At 64.3% G+C, this 22,238-nt stretch carries 26 protein-coding genes; 24 read left to right on the top strand and 2 right to left on the bottom strand.

The features are described 5' to 3' along the window. Nucleotides 1-50: 50 nt before the first annotated feature. From QMK17_RS01900 to QMK17_RS01965, 14 genes are all read left to right on the top strand, one after another. The gene (locus tag QMK17_RS01900; protein WP_283507015.1) at nt 51-962 is read left to right on the top strand and encodes a redox-sensing transcriptional repressor Rex; all 912 of its coding nucleotides are present in this window, start codon (nt 51-53) and stop codon (nt 960-962) included. Next, entirely contained in the window at nt 959-2,341 is a 1,383-nt protein-coding gene (locus QMK17_RS01905; RefSeq protein WP_283506697.1) for a glutamyl-tRNA reductase, read from the top strand. Before QMK17_RS01900 ends, QMK17_RS01905 begins: the two co-directional genes overlap by 4 nt. After that, nucleotides 2,338-3,345, top strand: coding sequence for a hydroxymethylbilane synthase (gene hemC, locus QMK17_RS01910; RefSeq protein ID WP_283506698.1), 1,008 nt, complete (start codon nt 2,338-2,340; stop codon nt 3,343-3,345). The genes QMK17_RS01905 and hemC overlap by 4 nt, the downstream gene beginning before the upstream one ends. Before the next feature lie 159 nt (nt 3,346-3,504). Beyond that, a complete protein-coding gene (locus tag QMK17_RS01915) occupies nt 3,505-5,067 on the top strand; it encodes a bifunctional uroporphyrinogen-III C-methyltransferase/uroporphyrinogen-III synthase (RefSeq protein ID WP_283506699.1) in 1,563 nt (520 codons plus the stop codon). A 73-nt stretch (nt 5,068-5,140) separates the two neighbouring features. Further along, the gene (hemB, locus tag QMK17_RS01920; RefSeq protein ID WP_283507016.1) at nt 5,141-6,115 is read left to right on the top strand and encodes a porphobilinogen synthase; all 975 of its coding nucleotides are present in this window, start codon (nt 5,141-5,143) and stop codon (nt 6,113-6,115) included. Further along, nucleotides 6,112-6,732 carry a hypothetical protein gene (locus tag QMK17_RS01925; protein ID WP_283506700.1) on the top strand — a complete coding sequence of 207 codons (621 nt, stop codon included), beginning with the start codon at nt 6,112-6,114 and terminating at the stop codon, nt 6,730-6,732. Before hemB ends, QMK17_RS01925 begins: the two co-directional genes overlap by 4 nt. An 86-nt stretch (nt 6,733-6,818) precedes the next feature. Continuing rightward, a complete protein-coding gene (locus tag QMK17_RS01930) occupies nt 6,819-6,956 on the top strand; it encodes a hypothetical protein (protein ID WP_283506701.1) in 138 nt (45 codons plus the stop codon). Between the two features lie 80 nt (nt 6,957-7,036). Further along, complete coding sequence (locus QMK17_RS01935) at nt 7,037-7,174, top strand: hypothetical protein (protein WP_283506702.1); 138 nt, start codon at nt 7,037-7,039, stop codon at nt 7,172-7,174. A 66-nt stretch (nt 7,175-7,240) separates the two neighbouring features. Continuing rightward, nucleotides 7,241-7,696: a hypothetical protein gene (locus QMK17_RS01940; RefSeq protein WP_283506703.1), complete on the top strand. Its 456-nt coding sequence runs from the start codon at nt 7,241-7,243 to the stop codon at nt 7,694-7,696. Further along, nucleotides 7,689-8,162 (top strand): hypothetical protein, encoded by a 474-nt coding sequence (locus QMK17_RS01945; protein ID WP_283506704.1) that lies wholly within the window; start codon nt 7,689-7,691, stop codon nt 8,160-8,162. The genes QMK17_RS01940 and QMK17_RS01945 overlap by 8 nt, the downstream gene beginning before the upstream one ends. Then, complete coding sequence (locus QMK17_RS01950) at nt 8,159-8,398, top strand: hypothetical protein (RefSeq protein ID WP_283506705.1); 240 nt, start codon at nt 8,159-8,161, stop codon at nt 8,396-8,398. The genes QMK17_RS01945 and QMK17_RS01950 overlap by 4 nt, the downstream gene beginning before the upstream one ends. 16 nt (nt 8,399-8,414) lie before the next feature. Continuing rightward, the gene (locus QMK17_RS01955; protein ID WP_283506706.1) at nt 8,415-8,696 is read left to right on the top strand and encodes a metal-sensitive transcriptional regulator; all 282 of its coding nucleotides are present in this window, start codon (nt 8,415-8,417) and stop codon (nt 8,694-8,696) included. 33 nt (nt 8,697-8,729) lie between these two features. Beyond that, nucleotides 8,730-8,933: a heavy-metal-associated domain-containing protein gene (locus QMK17_RS01960; protein ID WP_283506707.1), complete on the top strand. Its 204-nt coding sequence runs from the start codon at nt 8,730-8,732 to the stop codon at nt 8,931-8,933. Nucleotides 8,934-9,002: 69 nt separating this feature from the next. Beyond that, nucleotides 9,003-10,181, top strand: coding sequence for a PQQ-dependent sugar dehydrogenase (locus QMK17_RS01965; RefSeq protein WP_442972673.1), 1,179 nt, complete (start codon nt 9,003-9,005; stop codon nt 10,179-10,181). Between the two features lie 62 nt (nt 10,182-10,243). Here the strand turns inward: QMK17_RS01965 and QMK17_RS01970 are convergent, their stop codons facing one another. Both QMK17_RS01970 and QMK17_RS01975 read right to left on the bottom strand, forming a co-directional pair. Beyond that, a complete protein-coding gene (locus QMK17_RS01970; RefSeq protein ID WP_283506708.1) occupies nt 10,244-12,208 on the bottom strand; it encodes an acyl-CoA dehydrogenase family protein in 1,965 nt (654 codons plus the stop codon). 33 nt (nt 12,209-12,241) lie between these two features. Continuing rightward, nucleotides 12,242-12,448, bottom strand: coding sequence for an inositol 2-dehydrogenase (locus QMK17_RS01975; protein ID WP_283506709.1), 207 nt, complete (start codon nt 12,446-12,448; stop codon nt 12,242-12,244). 79 nt (nt 12,449-12,527) lie between these two features. On the opposite strand from QMK17_RS01975, the gene QMK17_RS01980 reads away from it, so the two are divergent. From QMK17_RS01980 to resB, 10 genes are all read left to right on the top strand, one after another. Next, a complete protein-coding gene (locus tag QMK17_RS01980) occupies nt 12,528-13,793 on the top strand; it encodes an adenosylmethionine--8-amino-7-oxononanoate transaminase (RefSeq protein WP_283507018.1) in 1,266 nt (421 codons plus the stop codon). A 13-nt stretch (nt 13,794-13,806) separates the two neighbouring features. Beyond that, nucleotides 13,807-14,943 carry an 8-amino-7-oxononanoate synthase gene (locus QMK17_RS01985; RefSeq protein ID WP_283506710.1) on the top strand — a complete coding sequence of 379 codons (1,137 nt, stop codon included), beginning with the start codon at nt 13,807-13,809 and terminating at the stop codon, nt 14,941-14,943. Beyond that, nucleotides 14,940-15,689, top strand: coding sequence for a dethiobiotin synthase (bioD, locus tag QMK17_RS01990; protein WP_283506711.1), 750 nt, complete (start codon nt 14,940-14,942; stop codon nt 15,687-15,689). Before QMK17_RS01985 ends, bioD begins: the two co-directional genes overlap by 4 nt. Before the next feature lie 16 nt (nt 15,690-15,705). Then, nucleotides 15,706-16,338, top strand: a complete 633-nt coding sequence (locus tag QMK17_RS01995) for a hypothetical protein (RefSeq protein WP_283506712.1) — start codon at nt 15,706-15,708, stop codon at nt 16,336-16,338. Between the two features lie 44 nt (nt 16,339-16,382). Next, nucleotides 16,383-17,057 (top strand): alpha/beta fold hydrolase, encoded by a 675-nt coding sequence (locus tag QMK17_RS02000; RefSeq protein ID WP_283507019.1) that lies wholly within the window; start codon nt 16,383-16,385, stop codon nt 17,055-17,057. 109 nt (nt 17,058-17,166) lie between these two features. Continuing rightward, entirely contained in the window at nt 17,167-18,492 is a 1,326-nt protein-coding gene (gene hemL, locus QMK17_RS02005; protein WP_283506713.1) for a glutamate-1-semialdehyde 2,1-aminomutase, read from the top strand. Continuing rightward, a complete protein-coding gene (locus tag QMK17_RS02010; protein ID WP_283506714.1) occupies nt 18,489-19,169 on the top strand; it encodes a histidine phosphatase family protein in 681 nt (226 codons plus the stop codon). The genes hemL and QMK17_RS02010 overlap by 4 nt, the downstream gene beginning before the upstream one ends. Beyond that, nucleotides 19,162-19,764 carry a TlpA disulfide reductase family protein gene (locus QMK17_RS02015; protein ID WP_283506715.1) on the top strand — a complete coding sequence of 201 codons (603 nt, stop codon included), beginning with the start codon at nt 19,162-19,164 and terminating at the stop codon, nt 19,762-19,764. The genes QMK17_RS02010 and QMK17_RS02015 overlap by 8 nt, the downstream gene beginning before the upstream one ends. Continuing rightward, nucleotides 19,761-20,579, top strand: coding sequence for a cytochrome c biogenesis CcdA family protein (locus QMK17_RS02020; protein ID WP_283506716.1), 819 nt, complete (start codon nt 19,761-19,763; stop codon nt 20,577-20,579). Before QMK17_RS02015 ends, QMK17_RS02020 begins: the two co-directional genes overlap by 4 nt. A 17-nt stretch (nt 20,580-20,596) precedes the next feature. After that, nucleotides 20,597-22,237, top strand: a complete 1,641-nt coding sequence (gene resB / locus QMK17_RS02025) for a cytochrome c biogenesis protein ResB (protein ID WP_283506717.1) — start codon at nt 20,597-20,599, stop codon at nt 22,235-22,237. Nucleotide 22,238: the final 1 nt, after the last annotated feature.

Here is a 22,238-nt window from a genome sequence, read left to right on the forward strand (position 1 = left end):
CGTAGCCGTTCGGACGAGGAGCCAAGACCGTGACCGAAGAACGCCCCGCTATGCCGGTTGGTGTCGATCGGTCATCGGGCGTCGGTCACTCGTCTACCGCCGAACGTGTTATTCCACAGGCTACGGTGACCCGATTGGCGACCTACTTGCGGGTCCTCGGAATCCTCGCCGACGACGGAGTGCTCATCGTCTCGAGTGAAGAACTGGCAAACGCAGCCGGTGTCGGCTCGGCAAAACTTCGGAAAGACCTTTCTTTTCTCGGCCCGAACGGCGTGCGCGGCGTCGGATACGAAGTCATGCGATTGCGCGCGAAGGTCGAAAGTGCACTCGGCCTCGACCGCGGGCACAAGGTTGTGCTCGTCGGCATCGGCAATCTCGGGGAAGCGCTGGCTCGCTACGGCGGATTCGGTCGCCGCGGATTCTCGATGGTCGGCCTGTTCGACCGCAATTTGGATCGCGTGGGGTTGGACATCGACGGACTCGAGGTCCGGCACGTAAACGATCTGGAGGACGCGTGCCGCGCACTGGAAGCGACGATCGGCGTCATCGCGACCCCGGACGAGTCTGCCCAGAGCGTCGCCGACGCATTCGTCGCGGGCGGCGTCGAATGCATTCTCAGCTTCTCTCCGGTGATGCTCGACGTGCCGGATCGCGTGGAAGTCCGACGGGTCGATTTGGCCGTGGAGATGCAGGTTCTTTCGTTCAACAGCTCGCGCAACGAGGCTGCGAGACACGCACCGGACGTGTCGACGCCGGCCATGCCGCCGCCTCCCCGGCTGGGGCGGAGTCGGGGCCCACGAGTGACGGCGGGTGTGATTCCGGCGGCAGCAGTGGTCAACCCCGCCAGCAGTAATTCGCACAGCAGTAACTCGCACAGCAGTAACTCGCACAGCAGTAATTCGCACAGCAGTGGTTCCAGAAGCAGTAGCTCTACAAGAAATGGATCGGTGATTGCACCGTGAGTGTCCTCCTCGTCGGGATTTCGCACCGTAGCGCTCCCGTCGCTGTCCTCGAACGTGTCGCCATCACCGACACGGATCGGCCCAAGCTGACGGACAAGCTGATAGCAAGCGGCAACATTTCCGAGGTCATGGTCGTCTCGACCTGTAACCGCGTCGAGGTGTACGCAGTAGTCGATGCCTTCCACGGTGCACTCGCCTCGGTGGGCGAGATACTCGCCGAGCACTCGGGGCTGCAGGTGCCCGAACTCACGAAGCACGCGTACGTCCGCTACAGCGAGGCAGCTGTAGAGCATCTGTTCGCGGTCGCCAGCGGGTTGGACTCGATGGTCGTCGGTGAGCAGCAGATACTCGGACAGATCCGCGCGGCCTATGCGGCGTCGGATACTCAGCAGGCGTCCGGCCGTGTTCTGCACGAGCTCGCGCAGCAGGCGCTTCGAGTTGGCAAACGAGTTCACTCCGAGACAGGAATCGACTCCGCAGGCGCGTCCGTCGTGTCCGTGGCACTCGACCGAGCGGCCGCACTGTACGGCGGCAGCTTGGCCGGGCGCACCGCCGTCGTTCTCGGTGCAGGCGCAATGGGCGGACTGTCCGTGGCGCATCTCGGGCGCGCAGGAATCGGCAGGCTTATCGTGGTCAACCGCACCCGTGAGCGCGCCGACCGGTTGGCCGATACCGCCACCGCTGCAGGCGTCGCAGCATCCGCGATGGATCTCGACGACATGGCGACTGCACTATCGGACGCTGATGTTCTGGTCACCTGTACCGGCGCGGTCGGTGCCGTGGTTTCCCTCGCAGACGCGCATGTAGCGCTCGCGCAGCGAGCAGCAGGCCGTCCGCTCGCCATTTGCGACCTCGGTCTGCCCCGCGACGTCGACCCCGCTGTCGCCGGGCTCCCTGGGGTCAGCGTGTTCGACATGGAATCGCTTCAGCGAGATCCCGCGGCAGGCGCGGCAGCGTCCGACGCCTCCGCCGCACGCGAGATCGTCTCCTCCGAACTGTCCGGCTACCTCGCAGGGCAGCGTCTCGCCGAGGTGACCCCTACCGTCACCGCACTCCGTCAGCGAGCGGCAGAGGTGGTCGAAGGCGAACTGATGCGGCTCGAATCGCGTCTTCCCGGCCTCGACTCTCCGCAGCGCGACGAGGTGGCCCGAACGGTGCGACGCGTCGTCGACAAGCTACTTCACTCGCCTACGGTGCGAGTCAAGCAATTGGCCACCACCCCGGGTGGCGACTCGTACGCGGCAGCGTTGCGCGAGCTTTTCGAGCTCAGCCCAGGTGCCGTCGAGGCAGTCGCGAGCCCGATAGAAATCAACGGAATGGAACTCGTGGACGACTTCACCTCCCGCCGCGCCGATGGCCGGAAGGGAGAAACGGAGTGACCGATATCGAATCGGACGTCGTTCGGATCGGCACTCGCGGATCGCTTCTCGCCACCACGCAGGCCGAGACGGTCCGTCAGGGACTGATAGCCGCAGGCCTCAAGGCCGAACTCGTCATCGTGAAGACGGCAGGCGACCTGTCCGCAGCTCCGGTGCAGACCATCGGCGTCGGCGTGTTCACCGCAGCACTGCGCGAAGCCCTCACCGACGGCGAGGTCGACATCGCCGTCCACTCCTACAAGGACCTCCCGACGGCACCCGACGAGCGCTTCGTCATCGCCGCGATTCCTCAGCGGGAGGATCCGCGCGATGCACTGGTCGCCCGTGACGGTCTCGTACTCGGTGAGCTTCCTGCGGGTGCGCGAGTCGGAACGTCCGCGCCCAGACGTACTGCGCAGCTGCGTGCGCTCGGCCAAGGTCTCGACATCCAGCCGCTGCGCGGAAACCTCGACACCCGCATCGGCAAGGTGGCATCGGGCGATCTCGACGCCGTCGTCGTCGCCCGCGCGGGTCTCGCCCGGATCGGCCGCCTCGACGTCGTCACGGAGGCCCTCGATCCGGTGCAGCTTCTGCCTGCTCCCGCCCAGGGTGCGCTCGCGATCGAGTGTCGCTCGGCAGACATCGAACTGATCGAGGTCGTCCGCACACTCGACGATGCGAACTCCCGAGCGGCCGTTGCTGCCGAGCGCGGATTGCTCGCCGAACTCGAAGCCGGGTGCACCGCACCGGTCGGTGCGATCGCCGAGGTCGTCGAGTCCATCGACGAGGACGGACGCATCTTCGACGAGATCTCCCTGCGTGGATGTGTCACAGCCATCGACGGCAGTGACTCGATCCGGGCCTCGATCGTCGGAGCGCTCGACAACGCCGAGGAACTAGGCCGCGACCTCGCGCGCGAGCTACTCGACCTGGGTGCCCGCGAACTTGTCGCAATCACCGAACCAGCTGTCGATACGGCATCTTCAGGCAACACTGCACATACCGGGGGAGCCACCCATGTCTAGGTCGATCACTGCACCGACACGCGGACGCGCCAAACGTAGGGCCCCTCGGCCCCCTGTGCGTGGCGAATCGATCGCCACCGCACGGTTGATTCCGAAACGGGGCCAGGCAACCCCGATCGAACTGCATTACCCACACAAGACAGCACTGGAGAACAACCGATGAGCGCAGTCCGCAAGAACGCCAACGGAAGGATCCTGTTCGTGGGGTCCGGGCCGGGTGATCCGGCGCTGCTCACTGTCCGAGCACGTGAGGTCCTCGGAGCCGCCGAGCTCGCATTCACCGATCCCGACGTCGACAAGGGCGTCGTCGCCCTCGTCGGCAACGACCTGGCACGCGACCCCGAAACCGGGGAGAACGGCGTCGACGTCCGGCCGGCGCTCGGCGAACCGGCCGAGGTCGCCAAGACACTCCTCGCCGAGGCCAAGAACGGCCACGACGTTGTTCGTCTGGTCTCGGGCGATCCGCTGACCACCGATTCGGTCATCGCCGAAGTCAGCGCTGTTGCCCGCACGCACGTCCAGTTCGAGGTCCTTCCCGGCCTGCCGTCCGGATCGGCAGTGCCCAGCTATGCCGGAATGGCGCTCGGCTCGGGACACACCGAAGCGGACGTACGCGGAGAGGTCGACTGGGCTGCGCTTGCCGCGGCGCCGGGCCCGCTGGTGCTGCACGCCACCTCCGGCCATCTGGCCGAGACCGCGAGTGCACTCGTGGAACACGGTCTTGCTCCGCAGACGCCCGCCGCGATCACCGTCCGCGGCACCACGCGTCAGCAGCGCACCGTCGAAGCGACACTCGCAACGCTGAACGACGCAGGAAGTGAGCTTGTCGGCTCGCTCGTCGTGACTGTTGGCAAGGTTGTGTCCGGCCGAAACAAGATGTCCTGGTGGGAGTCTCGCGCCCTGTACGGCTGGACCGTGCTTGTGCCGCGTACCAAGGATCAGGCCGGCGAGATGAGCGAACGACTCGTCACGCACGGCGCCATCCCCATCGAGGTTCCGACCATCGCCGTCGAACCGCCGCGTAGTCCGGCGCAGATGGAGCGTTCGGTCAAGGGGCTCGTCGATGGCCGCTACCAGTGGGTCGTCTTTACCTCGACCAATGCTGTCCGCGCCGTGTGGGAGAAGTTCGAGGAGTTCGGACTCGACGCCCGCGCTTTCTCCGGCGTCAAGATCGCATGTGTCGGTGAGGCCACTGCAGCCAAGGTTCGCTCGTTCGGTATCAACCCTGAACTACTGCCCTCGGGTGATCAGTCCTCGCTCGGACTGCTCGAGGACTTCCCGCCGTACGACGAGGTGTTCGACCCGGTCAACCGAGTTCTGTTGCCTCGCGCCGATATTGCCACCGAAACCCTCGCCGAGGGCCTCCGTGAACGTGGATGGGAAATCGACGACGTCACCGCGTACCGCACTGTTCGCGCTGCGCCGCCACCCGCCGAGACCCGCGAGATGATCAAGACCGGCGGATTCGACGCAGTGTGCTTCACGTCGAGTTCGACAGTCCGCAATCTCGTCGGAATCGCCGGGAAGCCGCACGCGCGCACTCTTGTTGCGTGTATCGGCCCGAAGACGGCCGAGACGGCCGCCGAGTTCGGTCTGCGCGTAGATGTGCAGCCCGAAACCGCGCAGGTGGGACCGCTCATCGAGGCACTAGCCGAGCATGCCGCTCGCCTTCGTGCCGAGGGAGCGTTGCCTCCTCCGCGTAAGAAGAGTCGTAGGCGCTGACGCATATGTGAGTGCGAATACACATCAGGGTGTGTATTCGCACTCACATGCCGAACGAAGTGAGGCAAATCCGTTGTTCCCCGTAGATCGCCCACGCAGGCTTCGTCGCACCCCGGCATTACGGCGCCTGGTTGCCGAGACTTCTTTGCAGCCAAGGCATCTCGTGCTGCCGATGTTCGTTGCCGACTCGATTTCGGAGCCTCGCGAGATCTCGTCGATGCCCGGCGTCTTCCAGCACACCCTCGATTCGTTGAGCAAAGCTGCAGAGGAAGCTGTTGCGGCCGGTGTCGGGGGCGTCATGCTGTTCGGTGTGCCGAAGCCCGAGGACAAGGACGCCGAAGGTTCGGGCGGCTCCGATCCGGAGGGCATCCTCAATCGTGGTCTCCGCAGGCTTGAACGCGATCTGGGTGATTCGACCGTGATCATGGCCGACACCTGTCTCGACGAATTCACCGATCACGGACACTGCGGAGTTCTGACGGCCGACGGCGTCGTCGACAACGATGCAACGTTGGCGCGGTACGTGGACATGGCGGTGGCACAGGCAGATGCGGGCGCGCACTTGCTGGGCCCGAGCGGAATGATGGACGGTCAGGTCGCGGCGATCCGTGACGGACTGGACGCTGCCGGGCATCACGAGGTAGGGCAGTTGGCCTATTCGGCCAAGTACGCCTCGGCGTTCTACGGCCCGTTCCGTGAAGCAGTGGGCTCCTCGTTGCAAGGCGATCGGCGGACGTACCAACAAGATTCGTCCAATCGGCGCGAGGCGGCGCACGAGGTCGAGCTTGACCTGGCCGAGGGCGCTGACATGGTGATGGTCAAACCCGCCATGTCCTATCTCGACATTCTGCGCGACATCGCGAACATCTCGCCGGTTCCCGTTGCGGCTTACCAGATTTCGGGTGAGTACGCGATGATCACCGCGGCCGCGCAGAACGGCTGGATCGATCGTGACGCTGCCGTGCTCGAGTCGCTGACCAGCATCCGTCGTGCTGGGGCCGACGTGGTGTTGACCTACTGGGCGACGGAAGCGGCGGGCTGGCTGTGAGCAATACATGGGACTCGAGCGACGGGCAACCTGAGAACGAACAGCAGCCTCCGCAGCCGAACTGGGCGCGGTGGGAAGCCGAACATGGGTTCCCTGTCGAGCCGCCGCCGCTGGAGCCGAAACATCGACCAGCGCCGGTCGACGTCGAGACCGCTCGGCATCTCTGGTGGGGCGTTGCCGGACTCGGCATGCTCAACCTGGTCGTGACGCTCTTCGTGGTGTACGGACAGAAGTCGGACTTCGCGCAGCAGCTCGTCGACGACGTGCGGGCGCAGGATTCGTCCGTGCCACTGTCACTCGACGCGGCGGAGTCGTACCTGACGGCCGCGCTCGTGGTCATGATTCTGATTGGGGCAGCATTCGGCGCTCTGTTCGTCTTCTGGGTGAAGAAGATGCGATTCGGGCGCATGTGGGCGCGGACTCTGCTGACCATGATCGGCACCGTCACCGTAGTGCTGGCGATTCCACAATTGTTCGGTTTGGGAGTCGACGGCGGCGCATTGCAGGTTGTCATGACCGTGGCCGGCATTCTGCAGGGCGTGCTCGCAGCAGGCGCGATCTATCTGATGCACCGTAAGGAATCCAACGCATACTTTCTTGCATCTCGGAAGCGATAACTTTGGCGTGTCACATCCGTCACTTCAGTAACATGTGACTAGTATCACTCGTAGGCGGGGACCTTCGAGTGAACGGATGACGGCCCATGACGCAACCCGAGGTCGCACAAGATGTCGACAGAAGCGCCACCGAAAGTGGTAGGCCGGTGTGGGCGCTGCTAGGGCTGCTGCTGGCCGTATCAATCGCTGTGCTCATCATGACGATCGGGTTCAGTGCCGCCTGACTTTGGCTGAGCCGGCTGACCCGATGTACGGCCGGGGTGTACCGTGACGGGAGTCACATTCAGTCGGCTTCAGGAGATGCATGCAGCAAAAGCGGGAGTCGCGCACCGTCCATGTCGAGCACGGCATCGCGCGCGAGTTGCTGTTGATCGCTTTGGTCGTTGCCCTCGGTATGCTCGCCGCTGCCGCGATCGTTCTACCGGCCCTCGTCACCGGCTGACCTGACGTTCTGCCCTTCGATGAACCTCTGTGTCGAGACGCGGTCGCCGACGGGCAGTATGGACGCGTGAGCACCGATATTCCCCCCGAGAATATTCCCCCCGAGAAGCGACCGCGCGTCGTCACCGCTGCCTACGCACTGTGGCTCGTTGCGGCGATTCTGTTGATACTCGTCGCGCTGGTTGTCCTGACGGTTCCGCTCGCGCAACTGCGCACCGCCCTCGAGGGTCAGGGTTCGACGGGCCCGGACATCGATTCCTATCTGTCGACGATTCGAGTTGTTGGTGTTGTATGCGGAGTCTTCGGTCTCGCGCTGGGGCTCCTGGCCGGGCCCATGCGTGCCGGTCACGCCCGCATGCGGCGGATTCTGGTGGCAGCGTCGGTGCTCGTCGCCGTTCTCCTGATGTTCGTCGTGTTCGGGCTCATGCTGTTCCAGGAATTGCTGCTCGTGGTGCTCGTGCTGCTCGCCGCCTCCGTTCTCGTCTACCGGCCGGGTGCCCGCGGGTGGTTCGCCCGTGTCTGAAGACGAAGTGTTGTTCCATGAACCGGGTGCACGGTGGTTCGCGCTGACGTGGGGGCCGATATTTTGTGCAATTGCTCTGGTAATCGAACTGTTCACCGGACCGGTGATTCATTGGTTCGCCCTGAGCCTGTTCGCGGTGTTGCTTGTCGGATTCACCTACGTCCAGATCTCGGCAGCGCGGCGACATGTGAGCGTGGAGTTGACCGGGCACCAGTTGCGGCAAGGTACCGAGAGCGTGGATCTTTCCGAGATCGCGGCGGTGCTGCCTGCAGCCGCCTACTCGGACGGCGATTTCGAACCCAAGCAGTGGGAAACCGCACGTGTGCTGGGTGAACTGAGCGGGGTGCCGCGCCGCAGGCATGGCATCGGCCTGCGTCTGGTCGGAGGCACCCTCGTGCAAGCCTGGGCGAAAGACGACGACGAATTGCGTGACGCTCTCGAGAAGGCTGTGACGGCGAAATCGTGAAACGGATTCTCGAGGCCGTGGGTGCGATCGTGCTTCTCGCGCTGGTGGTTCCGATTTGGAACATTGCCGTGACCGAGACGACCTTTCGGGCTGTTTCCGGCGGAGCCCCCGAGTTCGTTTCGACTGGCTACTCCGGGTCGTGGATTGCCGTACTGACCGTGTGCGTGACGGCGGCACTTCTACTGGCTGCCGATGCAGTCCGGCGCACCGTTCGGCATCGTTCCCATACCCGGTAGGGGTACCATTGGCTTTATGAGCAGCTATTCCACCGAGCAGGGCGACCTGTTGAAAAGACTGAGACGTATCGAAGGCCAGGTCGCGGGCATCTCGAGGATGGTCTCCGAGGACCGCTACTGCATCGATGTCCTCACTCAGGTATCGGCCGCAACCAAGGCCTTGCAGTCCGTCTCGCTCAAGCTGCTCGATGCGCACCTTGCGGGGTGCGTGGTCGAGGCTGCCAAGAAGGGTGGGCCCGAGGCGGATGCCAAGGTGAAAGAGGCGTCGGACGCTATTGCCCGACTCGTCCGATCCTGACCCGGTCCACCGAGAAAAAGAAGGGATTCGATCGTGGAAAGCAGTTTCATCGTCGAGGGCATGACCTGCAGGCATTGCGCTGAATCGGTATCGGAGGAGATATCGGAGATCGGCGGCGTCACCGACGTGACGGTAGACGTCGAATCTGGAGCGGTAGTGGTGAGTAGCGAGCGTGCAATCGCCGACAGCTCGGTTGCCGCCGCCGTTGTCGAAGCAGGTTACCGACTCTCGGTGTAGCGAAGTTTTGTTGCCGGCGCTTGTGGTACAGATCATAGATCGATCCCGATAGTCACATCGAGGAGAACTGTGCACAGACTGCTGACCGGAACCGGAGTTTTCCTATCGAGCGTCTGTCTGACGCTCGGGTGTTCGTCAGGAGCGGGTGCGCAGCAAAGCTCCGAGGCGCCCGGCCTGACAGTCACCACCGAAATCGACGGCCTGGTCAAGCCGTGGGATGTGGTTGCCGCTCCCGACGGGACACTCCTGACCGGCGAACGCGACGGACGCTTCGTCGTCAAGCATCCCGATGGATCGGTGGGTGAGGTCGCTGCGGATCTGAGCGATCTGTACGCCCAGGGCGAGACCGGCCTCATGGGTATCGAACTGGCACAAGATTTCGTCAGTTCACGCGCCCTGTATACGTGCCAGGGTGTCGTCGGCAGTAGCAGCGGCGGGGGAATGGGCGCCGGGAGTGCTGCGCCGGGTAGTGCGGGCGCTGGGAGCGAGAACCACATCGCAGTGTTCCGGTGGACTGTCGACAAGGACTGGACGAGTTTGACACGCACCGAGACGGTGATCGGCGACATTCCGGTGGCCGACGGGGGACGTCACGGCGGCTGCAGAATCCTCGCTGCGCCCGACGGCACGCTGTTCGTCGGTACCGGCGATACGGCGACACCGACCGTGCCGCAGGATCGGAACTCGCTCGGTGGCAAGGTTTTACACGTCAACGCCGATGGCTCCGCCGCGGCCGATGCGCCGGGGCGGATCTACACGCTCGGCCACCGCAACGTTCAGGGTCTGGCCTTCGCGCCAGGAACCGACCGCCTCTACGAGGTAGAGCAGGGAACGAGTCGCGACGACGAACTGAACCTCCTCGTGGCAGGCGGAAACTATGGCTACAAACCTGACCGTACCCCGCTGATCTACGACGAGTCGGTGCCGATGACCGATCCCGAGCGTGTGCCGGGTGCCCTTGCTGCAGTGTGGAGTTCGGGATCGCCGACTATCGCAACGCCGGGGCTGACCTTCGTGGACGGGCCTGCGTGGGGTGACTGGTCCGGTGCTGCTGTCGTGTCGAGCCAACAGGGCAAGAAGCTGGTGTTCTTGAAGCTGACCGACGACGGAAAGACCGTCGCGCAGGAGGACGTCGCACTGGAGAACCAGTTCGGTCGCCTACGTTCGCTGACCAGCATGCCCGACGGGTCTTTCCTGCTCACCACCGACAACGGCTCGGCAGACAAGGTTTTGCGAATTACTCCGTAGCCGCCGGTGAGTGTTTCGTTACGTTCCGCCGTAACCAAGCACTCACCGGGGCCGAAGGCGCACTACGCCTTGCTGGGGTGGGCAGCTTCCTCTTCGTCGCTACCCGACTGCGGATGCCCGAGCATGGCGGCACCGAGCAGCTGCTCGGGAACCCCGAAACCCTCGACCAGTTCGAGTGCATGCGGCCGAAGTGTCTTGCAGCGCTCGTTGATCCCGCGGGTGACGGCCTTGGAACGCTCGGTGGAGAGGTAGCGGTGCTCGATGAACCACGCCTTGTCCTCTTCGATGACCGAGAGTGCGTACACGTCGCATACCTGCCCGAGCAGTTCCTTTGCCGCCTCGTCTTCACAGGTGTTGATGCCTGCGACGAAGGCTTCGAGGATGATGCGATCGATGTGTGCGCTCGCGGCGTGCAGCACGTGATCTTGCACCGAGTTGAACGCCTCGAATGCGCCCATTTCCTTGGACTTGCTCTGCAGGCGGCGGGCGACCGTGGAGAGCAAGTAGTCCTCGCGATCCTCGAACATCTTGACCTGCGTGCCGCGGTTGAACAGCGAGCCTTCTTCTTCGGTGTTCTGGCGAGTGTCAAGGATGGTTTGCATGATCGTCTGTGCCGCAGTTCGTTTGACTACGCGATCGCCTGCGAACTCGGCGGCGAAACGGACCCACTCGACAGGGCTCATGCCTTTGACGTCGTCCGCGTAGGCCGTGAGCAGTTCCTTGGCAACGAGCTGTGTCAGCACGTGATTGTCGCCCTCGAAGGTGGTGAACACATCGGTGTCGGCCTTGAGGGAGATCAGCCGGTTCTCGGCAAGATAGCCGGCACCGCCGCAGGCTTCACGGGCTTCCTGGATGGCCTTGGTTGCGTGCCAGGTATTGGCGGCTTTCAGACCCGCCGCACGTGATTCCAGCTCGCGCTGCTCTTCGGCGTCGGGGTCGTCCGCCGTCTGTAGCTCGTGCATCTTCGCGACGAGCTCGTTCTGCGCGAACTGCAGTGCGTACGACTTCGCGATGAGGGGGAACAGTCGGCGCTGGTGGACGAGGTAGTCCATGATGAGCACCTCTTCCTCGGACTTCGGTGCCGAGAACTGCCTGCGCTGCAACGCATATCGAGTAGCGATGTCGAGGGCGACCCTCGCCGCTGCCGCAGCGCTGCCGCCGACGGTGACACGTCCGCGAATCAGCGTTCCGAGCATCGTGAAGAACCGTCGACTCTGGTTCTCGATGGGGGAGGAGTACGTGCCATCGGCGGCAACGTCGGCATACCTGTTCAGTAGGTTGTCCCGCGGAATCCGGACGTGGTCGAACATGATCCGGCCGTTGTCGACGCCGGGCAAACCGCCCTTGTACTGACAATCCGAGGTGGTGACACCCGGCAGATCGTCACCGTTCTCGTCGCGGAGCGGGACGAAGAAGCAGTGGACGCCGTGGCCGTCGGACTCCTCGCCAGGGCCTGCCGTGATCAGCTGCGCGAACACTGCTGCGACGGTGGCAGTTTCGGCGGCACCGCCGATGTAGTCCTTGCGTGAGGACGGTGTCGGTGAATGCACGACGAATTCGCCGGTCTCGGCGTCGTATGTCGCGGTGGTCTCCAGTGACTGAACGTCGCTGCCATGGCCGGTCTCCGTCATTGCGAAGCAGCCGAGCAGGTCCAGGTCGATGAGGCGCCGGACGTACGCATCGTGGTGACGTTCGGTGCCGAGGTTTTCGATTGCGCCGCCGAACAGTCCCCACTGGACTCCGGCCTTGACCATGAGCGAGAGATCCGACATGGCGAGCATTTCGATCATCGTGACGGCTCCGCCGACGTCGCCGGTGCCCCCGTGTTCCTTCTTGAAGCCGTCGTCGGCAGCACCACTCTTGGCCAGGAGCTTGAGTTGCTCCAGTGCCTTGGTCCGCGCGATGACGGTATTCGGGGTGTAGTGCGGACGGAATTCGTCACGGACGAGTTGCGCGCGGGCCTCGTTCTTCACATCGCGCCAACGACCGTCCAACGTGTTACGTAGGTGCTCCGAAGTGGTTGCCATACTCGACGGTAACCTGCGCGGATTCTGTCGCGGTCAGGAAGGCCACAAATATTCTCGGCCGATGTGCCGTAGCCGTGACCAGAACTTGCTGCGACCGTAGGGTCCGTCGCGGAAGACCGACGCGCCGTTGTCCTCTAGCGCGCGAGTGACGAGTGGGCTGTAGCCGTCGAATTGCGCCACCAAGTAATCCTGGAAGCCGTCCGGCCAGGAGTACCGCGCTGGTTCGTGTTGTGCCTCCATGTCGGCCAGTGTAATGCAGAGTTAACATGTGCGTCACAAACTTCGGTGACCGTGATGTCCTGAGTTAGGGTCTCGGACCATCGACACCTCACAGATTCGCCGCATCGACGCGCAGCACGTCTGGCATCCCTACGGCGGGCTGCCTGCTACGACGACACCCCTCATCGTCGACAGTGCTCAGGGCGTCCGCCTGAGGCTTTCCGATGGCCGGGAACTGATCGACGGCATGAGCTCGTGGTGGGCCGCGGTCCACGGCTACCGGCACCCCGTCCTGGACGCGGCCGCACACGAGCAGCTCGGGCGGATGAGCCACGTGATGTTCGGCGGATTGACGCACGCGCCCGCGGCGCGCCTCGCCGAGTTGCTCGTCGGCATCACTCCCGATGGTCTCGACACGGTGTTCTTTGCCGATTCCGGGTCGGTCTCGGTCGAGGTTGCCGTAAAGATGTGCATCCAATACTGGCGCAGCGTCGGTAAGCCCGCCAAGTGTCGTCTGTTGACGTGGCGCGGCGGGTACCACGGCGACACGTTCGCTCCGATGAGCATCTGCGACCCGGACGGCGGCATGCACTCGCTGTGGTCGAACGTGCTGAACCGGCAGATCTTCGCGCCGGCTCCGCCACGTGAATACGAGGCCGGCTACGCGGCCGCTTTCGAGGACATTCTGGCGCGGCATCGGGACGAGGTCGCGGCGATCGTCGTCGAACCCATCGTGCAAGGTGCAGGCGGAATGCGTTTCCATGACCCGCGCTATCTGACCGAGCTTCGACGGATGGCCGACGAGCACGGCGTGCTCCTGGTGTTCGACGAGATCGCCACCGGATTCGGCCGTACCGGCGAACTGTTCGCCGCCGACCACGTGGGCGTGACGCCCGACGTGATGTGCATCGGAAAAGCGCTGACCGGCGGATACATGACTCTCGCCGCGACCATGTGCACGGCCGAGGTAGCGGCGACCATCAGTGCCGGGGAGGCGGGAGGGCTCATGCACGGGCCGACGTTCATGGCCAACCCTTTGGCTTGTGCTGTCGCGGTGGCGGCCGTCGAACTATTGCTGAACCGGGACTGGCGCTCGGAGGTGGCTGGGCTCGAGAAGTCGCTGCGTGATGGGTTGGCCGGGGTTGCCGACATGCCGGGTGTCGCCGATGTTCGGGTGCTCGGCGGCATCGGGGTTGTCGAGATGCACGAAGCCGTCGACATGCAGCGCGCCACCGATGCCGCCGTCGGTGAAGGGGTGTGGCTTCGGCCTTTCGGCAAGCTTGTCTACGCGATGCCGCCGTACATCTGCACTACGGGCGAAGTTGGACGGATCACGGCGGCAATGAGGGCTGTCGCTCGAACTTGAACACCGTTCAAGTATGGTCGGGAACGTGGCGGCACTCGACTGGTTGACCGAAGCGGCGAACGAACGTGCCCGAAGCGGGCTGCACCGGACTCTCAGGCCTCGGCGCACCGACGTCATCGACCTCGCCTCGAACGATTATCTGGGACTCTCGCGCCATCCCGAGATACTCGACGCCGCCTGCGCCGCGACGCGCAACTGGGGCGCAGGCGCAACCGGATCTCGGCTGGTCACCGGTACTACCGAACTGCACGAGAAGCTGGAAGAAGAGTTGGCGTCGTTCGTCGGCGCCGAGTCGGCGCTTGTGTTCTCCTCGGGGTACACCGCCAATCTCGGTGTCGTCGCGGCTATGTCGGGCCGCGGTTCCCTCGTGCTGTCCGATTCGGCGTCACATGCGTCCCTCGTCGACGCCTGTCGGTTGTCGCGAGCACGAGTGGAGATCTACGACCGACGGAACCTTTTCGACGTCGAGCATGCCCTGCGGACTCGTACGGAACAACGCGCACTCGTCGTCACCGATTCGGTGTTCAGTGCCGACGGCGACCTCGCCCCACTGCGCGAACTGCACGCCCTGTGCCGCCGGTACTCGGCGTTGCTCGTCGTCGACGAGGCCCACGGCATCGGCGTCCGTGGGGTCGGAGGACGAGGGCTCGTGCACGAGGTGGGGTTGGCCGGTGCGCCCGACATCGTCGTCACCGCGACCTTGTCCAAGTCCTTGGCCTCGCAAGGGGGAGTGGTGATGGGACCTGCCATGGTTCGCGATCATCTGATCGACGTTGCGCGGCCATTCATTTTCGACACCGGACTCGCACCCGCTGCCACCGGTGGGGCGCGGGCTGCCCTCGGCGTGCTGATCCGTGAGCCCGAACGCGCCCTTGCTGTGCGAGACCGCGCACTGAGGCTTTCGTCGATCGTCGGGACCGAAGTTCCCGAGTCGGCCGTCGTGTCGGTCGTACTCGGTGATGCCGCGACGGCCTATGCCGCAGCCCAGGAGGCCTTTCGGCGGGGCGTGCACGTTGGGTGTTTCAGGCCGCCGTCCGTTCCCGAGGGAACATCGCGCCTGCGATTGACAGCGAGGGCGTCGCTTACCGACGCGGAACTCGATGTCATCGGCGATGTCCTCGGTTCGATCCTGAGCCGTGTGCCCGCGTGACCATTCTCGTCGTCACCGGAACGTCGACGGATGTCGGCAAGACTGTTGCGACTGCAGCACTCGCGGCGACCGCGATGTGGCTCGGCGCCACCGTTGCAGTTGCGAAACCTGCGCAGACCGGTGTCGAACCCGGCGAGCCGGCCGATCTCGCGGATATTCGTCGACTGACGGGGGTGACACGCACCGCGGAATCGGCGCGGTTTCCCGATCCGCTCGCACCCGACGTCGCGGCGCGGCTGCGGTCGATGGCGCCGCTCGAACTCGACACCGTGCTGGCCGATGCGCGCTCTCTCGATGCCGACCTCGTACTCGTCGAAGGGGCCGGCGGACTGCTCGTGCGGTTGGGGGAAGGCAACTTCACACTGCTCGACGTCGCGCGCAATCTCGGAGCCCCGGTGATCGTGGTGTGCGGGGCTGAACTGGGCACGCTCAACCACACCGCGTTGACGACTTCGGCGTTGGGGGCGGCCGGGGTGTTCTGTGCCGGATTGATCGTCGGTTCCTGGCCTGCGGATCCCGGTCTCGCGGCGCGAACGAACCTCGGTGAACTCCCCGATGTCGCGGGGGCCCCGGTCATCGGACGGATACCGGCAGCTGTCGGACAGTTGAACCGGAGCGATTTTCTAGCAGCAGCTCCAACCTGGTTCGACGTACCGGCACTCGCAGATATCTTCCACATCGAACCAGCAGATATCCCGTTTCCGTTTGCCGAATCGAGCGGTGGGTACCCGAACCTTCCGCACTAGGTTTTGGGGGCACGACATGAATACAGCAGTATGGATCGTCATTGCAGTAGTAGTAGTTCTGCTCATCGTGGCAATCGCTCTGGCCGCGACCCGCAAGCGCCAGTCCGCCAGGCGCGCCGAGGCCGGACACATTCGAGAGAAAGCCGCTGAGCGCACAACCGAAGTAGAACAGCGCCAGGCAGTGGCCGACGAGAGCGCGGCAAAAGCGCGTCGAGCTCAGGCTGATGCCGAAGCCAAGGCAGCTGAGGCCAGGCAACTCTCGTTGAAGGCCGACACTCACCGCGGCGACGCCGCGACTTCGCGAGACGAATTGGACGCCGAGTTCGCGCGGGCCAACAAGATCGACCCCGACGTCAAGAACCGGGCTCGTTCCGGCGACGTCGACAAGGCGCACGCCGAAAAGATCGTCGATCGAAACGATGACGCCGGCGTTCATAGCGACCACGGCAGTCACCGGGACCACGGCGATAACGATGGGCGTAATGCGGGACAGAAGGTCCGTGACACGCTGGACCCCCGTGACCAGCACGACCCCCGTGACCTCGGTGGCAACCGTGACCTCGGTGGCAACCGTGACCTCGGTGGCAACCGTGAAGCAGTGGACCCCAGCGATCCCCGTGACCAGACCGGTCAGCACCGTACGAACTGACAGGTAGAAGTCCGATTCCTTTATCTCAGTGCGCGTTCGCGCTGATTCCGGGTGCGGGCGGCGACGGCTGGTACTGGAATCGGGTCGCCGCGGACCTGGTGTCACGAGGCCACGATGTTGTCGCGGTCGACCTGCCTGCCGCCGATCCGGCGGCAGGCCTGTCTGAGTATGCGCAAGCAGCCGTCCGGCAAATCGGTGACCGCCGGGGCGTCGTAGTCGTCGGGCAGTCCCTCGGCGGCTTCACCGCCCCGCTGGTCGCGGAACGGGTGAATGCTTCGTTGATCGTTCTGCTCAACGCGATGACTCCCGCCCGCGGCGAATCGCCGGGGGAGTGGTGGGCTTCGACGGGGTTCATGGAGGCTCGCGTCGAGCAGGCCCGTCGCGACGGGCGAGACCTCGAGAACGAGGACCTGTTGGTGGACGTGTTTCTACACGACGTGCCGAGCGATGTCGTCGAGCAGCTCATGGCACGCGGTGAGCCGCAGCAATCCGATGGGCCGTTCTCGGCCCCGTGGCCAATGGACGAGTGGCCCGATGTCCCGACGCGATTTCTCCAGGGCGTCGACGATCGCTTCTTCCCTGTCGAGTTTCAACGTCGCCTCGTTGCCCAGAGATTGGGAATCGACGTCGACGAAATGCCGGGCGGTCACTTGCTTGCCCTGTCGCAACCCTTCGAATTGGCGAACAGGCTAGAGGCCTACGCAGCACAGGTGAAGTAACCGAACCGAATAGTTACTGGCCGATATGGGCCCGAGGACAAGAACGACCAGGGCCGGATTATTACGCCCTGTAGTTGGAGATATCGGCAAACCTGGGACACTGGAGTTCGTGACTGTTTCCGCTGGCGACGACGCCCCCATTTCCGCCCAGCTCTTCGAGCGCGCGAGCGCCGTGATCCCAGGCGGGGTGAACTCACCGGTTCGCGCTTTCCAGTCGGTCGGCGGAACCCCACGCTTCATCACCGAGGCCAGCGGCTACACGATGATCGACGCCGACGGAAACAAGTACGTCGACCTGATTTCGTCGTGGGGCCCGATGATCCACGGACACGCGCATCCCGTCGTCGTCGAGGCTGTCCAGAAGGCCGCGGCCACGGGCCTCTCCTTCGGTGCCCCAACCGAGCGTGAAATCGCCCTCGCCGAGGAAATCGTCCGTCGGGTAGGCCCTGTCGACCAGGTTCGCCTTGTGAATTCCGGCACAGAGGCAACCATGAGCGCGGTGCGTTTGGCTCGCGGTTTCACGGGCCGCACCAAAATCCTCAAGTTCTCCGGCTGCTACCACGGCCACGTCGACGCCCTTCTCGCCGACGCGGGATCGGGGTTGGCAACGCTCGGCCTCCCCACCTCTCCCGGTGTCACCGGCGCGCAGGCAGCGGACACGATCGTCGTTCCCTACAACGATCTCGCGGCAGTGGAAGCGGTATTCGCCGCGAATCCCGGCCAGGTCGCCTGCATCATCACCGAGGCCGCAGCGGGCAACATGGGTGCGATCCCGCCCGTCGCCGGGTTCAACGAGGGTCTGCGGCGCCTCGCCACCGACAACGGCGCGTTGTTGATCATGGACGAGGTGATGACGGGCTTCCGTGTGAGCGCCGCGGGTTGGTACGGCATCGACGGGGTGGCCGGCGACCTCTACACCTTCGGAAAGGTCATGAGCGGCGGCCTTCCCGCTGCTGCCTTCGGTGGACGTGCCGACATCATGGCCTACCTTGCGCCCGCCGGACCCGTCTACCAGGCAGGCACGCTCTCGGGTAACCCCGTCGCCGTTGCAGCTGGGCTCGCCAGCCTGCAACTGGCCGACGCCGCCGTCTACGAGAAGCTGCAGAAGAACTCGGAGCGGCTCGGCGGACTGCTCGGCGACGCCTTGGCCGAGGCCGGAGTTCGTCATCACGTGCAGTTCGCGGGCACTATGGTGAGCGTGTTCTTCTCCGACGGTCCCGTGATCGATTACGCGGGCGCCAAAGCGGCGGAGACCTGGCGTTACCCGGCGTTCTTCCACGGCTTGCTTGCCCGGGGGGTCTACCCGCCGCCGAGCGCGTTCGAGGCATGGTTCGTCTCCGCTGCGCTCGACGACGATGCTTTCCAGGTCATCGCCGACGCCCTTCCTCACGCGGCCGAAGCTGCCGCCAAAGCAGAAGCAGGAACCTCCAAGTGAGCAGCCCCGACACCAACCCCGACACCAACAGCACCCATCCGCACCAGACGACCCGAACCATCGTCCATGTGCTTCGGCACGGCGAGGTCCATAACCCCAAGGGCATCCTCTACGGACGTCTGCCCGGGTTCCGGCTGTCGGTGACGGGTCAATCGCAGGCTACCGCCGTGGCGAATTGTTTTGTCGGACATGACATCACGCACGTGGTTGCATCGCCGCTTCAGCGGGCGCAGGAGACCGCAGCGCCGATCGCGGCCGCGCACGGACTCACCATCGGCGTCGACGAGAACCTGATCGAAGCGGGCAACGAGTTCGAGGGTCTGCGCGTGGCCGTCGGCGACGGCGCTCTTCGGAGGCCTCGCCACTGGTGGAAACTGCGCAACCCGTTCACTCCGTCGTGGGGCGAGCCGTACCTCCAGATCGCGCACCGCATGCTCGCAGCTGTCAACGCCACCCGCGTCGCCGCCGTCGGGCACGAGGCAGTGCTCGTGAGCCACCAGTTGCCGGTCTGGACGCTTCGTCGGTTCCTGCAGGGCGAACGCCTGTGGCACGACCCGCGGAACCGTCAGTGCGGCCTCGCCTCGTTGACCTCGCTCGTCTACGAAGGGGACACCCTCGTCGACATCGTCTATTCCGAGCCGGCGGGCGCAAGTGATCCACGAGTTTCCGGTGCGTAAGTTCCTCGTCTCCGCCGCAGTCGCCGTGTCGGCCGTTGTGCTGGTCTCCGGATGCGCAACGGGAAAAGATGCGGTGTCGACAGGTGGAACATTCGACTTCGTTTCACCCGGCGGTCAAACTCAGATTTTCTACGACCCCCCGTCCGATCGAGGCACGCTGGGCGAGCTGTCCGGCCCCGACCTCATGGAAGAGGGAAAGACGACGACGCTCTCGGACTACGAGGGCCAGGCAGTTGTGCTCAACGTGTGGGGCCAGTGGTGTGGACCGTGCCGCGGTGAAGCCGACGATCTGGAAGAGGTGTTCGAGGGCACCAAGGATCTGGGAGTGCAGTTCCTCGGCATCAACGTGCGCGACAACGCCAAGGACAAGGCGCAGGACTTCGTCGTCGACAACAAGGTGACGTACCCGTCGATCTACGACCCGCCGATGCGCACTCTCGCAGCCCTCGGCGGCATCCCGACTTCGGTGGTCCCGACGACCATCGTGCTCGACAAGCAGCACCGTGTCGCCGCGGTGTTCCTGCGTGAACTTCTGACCGAGGATCTGCAGCCCGTCGTCGAGCGGATCGCAGGCGAGGAGTCCGAACAGCAGTGACTGTTTCTTATGTGGCAGGGATAGGCGAGACGTTTCAGACGACAGCCGCGACGGGACCGCTGGTTCTGGCTTTCGGAGTGTGCGTTCTCGCCGGACTCGTATCGTTTGCGTCGCCGTGCGTGGTGCCGCTGGTTCCCGGCTACCTTTCTTACCTCGCAGGAGTCGTCGGCGCCGACGAACCGGCAGTGACCGCGTCCGAGGCCGCGACGACCAAGATTCGTGCATCGAGCCGTGCTCGGGTTGCAGGTGCCGCCGGGCTGTTCGTTCTCGGCTTCACCGTCGTGTTCGTGCTGGCGACGGCGACGGTGTTCGGCGCCATCTCCGTGTTGTCCGTCAATCGCGAGTTGTTGATGCGCATCGGCGGTGTCGTCACCATCGCGATGGGCCTCGTCTTCATCGGCCTGGTCCCCGCACTGCAGCGCGACGTGCGTTTCGAGCCACGCAGGATCGGTAGCCTCGTCGGCGCACCCCTGCTCGGCGGCGTCTTCGCTCTCGGATGGACCCCGTGTCTCGGCCCGACGCTCGCCAGCGTCATCTCGCTCGCCGCCGGAACGGAAGGTGCGACGGCTGCTCGGGGTGTCGCTCTGATCATCGCGTACTGCCTCGGCCTCGGGTTGCCCTTCGTGATCCTCGCGTTCGGTTCGGTGAACGCTCTACGCGGAGTCGGCTGGCTCCGCACCCATGCACGACAGATACAGGTGTTCGGCGGAATCATGTTGATAGCAGTTGGAATTGCACTCGTCACAGGTGCGTGGGACGTGTTCGTGAGCTGGGTCCGCGATGCCTTCGTCTCCGATGTGGTGCTGCCGATATGAGTGAAGAGCGTGGCCAGATGACCGACCTGGATACTCGTCCTGAGCAGAAGCCGCAGCGGCAGTCGTTCGCCGGCCGCGCTTTTGCGTTGGTGCGAAACACCTGGCGATCTTTGACAAGCATGCGCACAGCGCTGGTGTTGCTCTTCCTTCTTGCGTTCGCCGCGATACCAGGCGCGCTGGTCCCGCAGCGCAGTCTCAACTCCGGCAAAGTCGATCAATATATCGCGGACAGGCCAACTCTCGGCCCGCTGATGGACAAACTGGAACTGTTCGACGTCTTTTCCAGCTTCTGGTTCACTGCGATCTACGCGCTGCTGTTCGTGTCGCTGATCGGCTGCATTGCGCCTCGCTGCATCGAGCACGCCAAAGCATTGCGTACCAAGCCGGTTCCGACGCCGCGCAATCTCGCTCGACTACCTCATCATCAGCGCTACAGCGTCGACGAATCTCCCGAACAAGCCGCAACCAAGGTCAGGGGGCAGCTGCGGGGTTGGCGAGTGGCTGAACGCACCTCCGGTGACGAGGTCACTCTGTCAGCGGAAAAGGGCTACATACGGGAGTTCGGCAACCTTGTCTTTCACCTCTCGCTCGTCGGGCTCCTGGCGGCGATCGCGATGGGAAAGCTCCTCGGCTACGAGGGCAACGTCGTCGTCGTCGCAAACGACGGGCCAGGTTTCTGTAGTACCTCACCCGCCGTGTACGACGGGTTCCGCGCCGGCCAACTGGTCGACGGCACCAACATGGTGCCGCTGTGCATCCGCGTCGAGGACTTCGAAGCCGACTACCTCGAGAACGGCCAGGCCGAGCAGTTCACGTCGAACATCCAGTACCAGGCCGGGGACGACCTGACGAACAACAACTGGCAGGACGATGTACTGCAGGTCAACCACCCGCTGCGCGTTGCCGGAGATCGCGTCTACCTGCAGGGACACGGCTACGCCCCGACGTTCACCGTGACGTTCCCCAACGGCGAGACCCGCACCGAGACCATCCAGTGGCAGCCCACCGACGCGACGACGTTCCTCTCTAGCGGCGTGCTGCGAGTCGACCCGCCCGGTGGCCTGTACCCGGACCCGATCGAGCGTCGCAAGAACCAGATCGCCATCGAAGGACTGTTCGCGCCGACAGCGTTGTTCCACGGCAGCCTGCTGTCGTCGAGCTACCCCGGCATGAACGATCCGGCCGTTGCGGTCGATATCTACAAGGGCGATACCGGTCTGGACACCGGGTACCCACAATCGCTGTTCTCGCTGAACCAGGAGATGGTGAATCAGGGACGCCTGGTCAAGCAAGACCGCGTCAACTTGAAGCCGGGGGAGAGTTCGACGCTGTCCGACGGCACCAACGTCCGGTTCGACGGCGCCGAAGAGTTCGTCAACCTGCAGGTCTCGCACGACCCCGCGCAGACGTGGGTGCTGGTGTTCGCGCTGACGATGATGGGCGGACTGCTGGTCTCGCTGGTCATCAAACGTCGACGAGTGTGGGTCCGGTTCACCGCCGATTCGGACTCACGACGTACTGTAGTAGAACTCGGTGGGCTCGCTCGTACCGATCAAGCCGGTTGGGGAGAAGAGTTCGACAGGCTCTGCGCCAAGCTGATGGCCGACGTGGAGACCGGTGAAGCGCACACCGTCGCCAAGAACAATCAGGAGAACTGAC

It is taken from the genome of Rhodococcus sp. G-MC3 (genome assembly GCF_030063335.1).
Taxonomy (GTDB): domain Bacteria; phylum Actinomycetota; class Actinomycetes; order Mycobacteriales; family Mycobacteriaceae; genus Rhodococcoides.

What these genes read in the sequence shown, in the direction of transcription:
- QMK17_RS01935 (WP_283506702.1), top strand. Translation starts at nt 7,037, where the DNA reads ATGCAGCAAAAGCGGGAGTCGCGCACCGTCCATGTCGAGCACGGCATC.
- QMK17_RS01955 (WP_283506706.1), top strand. Translation starts at nt 8,415, where the DNA reads ATGAGCAGCTATTCCACCGAGCAGGGCGACCTGTTGAAAAGACTGAGA.
- resB (WP_283506717.1), top strand. Translation starts at nt 20,597, where the DNA reads ATGACCGACCTGGATACTCGTCCTGAGCAGAAGCCGCAGCGGCAGTCG.
- QMK17_RS01900 (WP_283507015.1), top strand. Translation starts at nt 51, where the DNA reads ATGCCGGTTGGTGTCGATCGGTCATCGGGCGTCGGTCACTCGTCTACC.
- QMK17_RS01970 (WP_283506708.1), bottom strand. Translation starts at nt 12,208, where the DNA reads ATGGCAACCACTTCGGAGCACCTACGTAACACGTTGGACGGTCGTTGG.
- QMK17_RS01975 (WP_283506709.1), bottom strand. Translation starts at nt 12,448, where the DNA reads ATGGAGGCACAACACGAACCAGCGCGGTACTCCTGGCCGGACGGCTTC.
- QMK17_RS01985 (WP_283506710.1), top strand. Translation starts at nt 13,807, where the DNA reads ATGGTCGGGAACGTGGCGGCACTCGACTGGTTGACCGAAGCGGCGAAC.
- QMK17_RS01930 (WP_283506701.1), top strand. Translation starts at nt 6,819, where the DNA reads ATGACGCAACCCGAGGTCGCACAAGATGTCGACAGAAGCGCCACCGAA.
- QMK17_RS01915 (WP_283506699.1), top strand. Translation starts at nt 3,505, where the DNA reads ATGAGCGCAGTCCGCAAGAACGCCAACGGAAGGATCCTGTTCGTGGGG.
- QMK17_RS01995 (WP_283506712.1), top strand. Translation starts at nt 15,706, where the DNA reads ATGAATACAGCAGTATGGATCGTCATTGCAGTAGTAGTAGTTCTGCTC.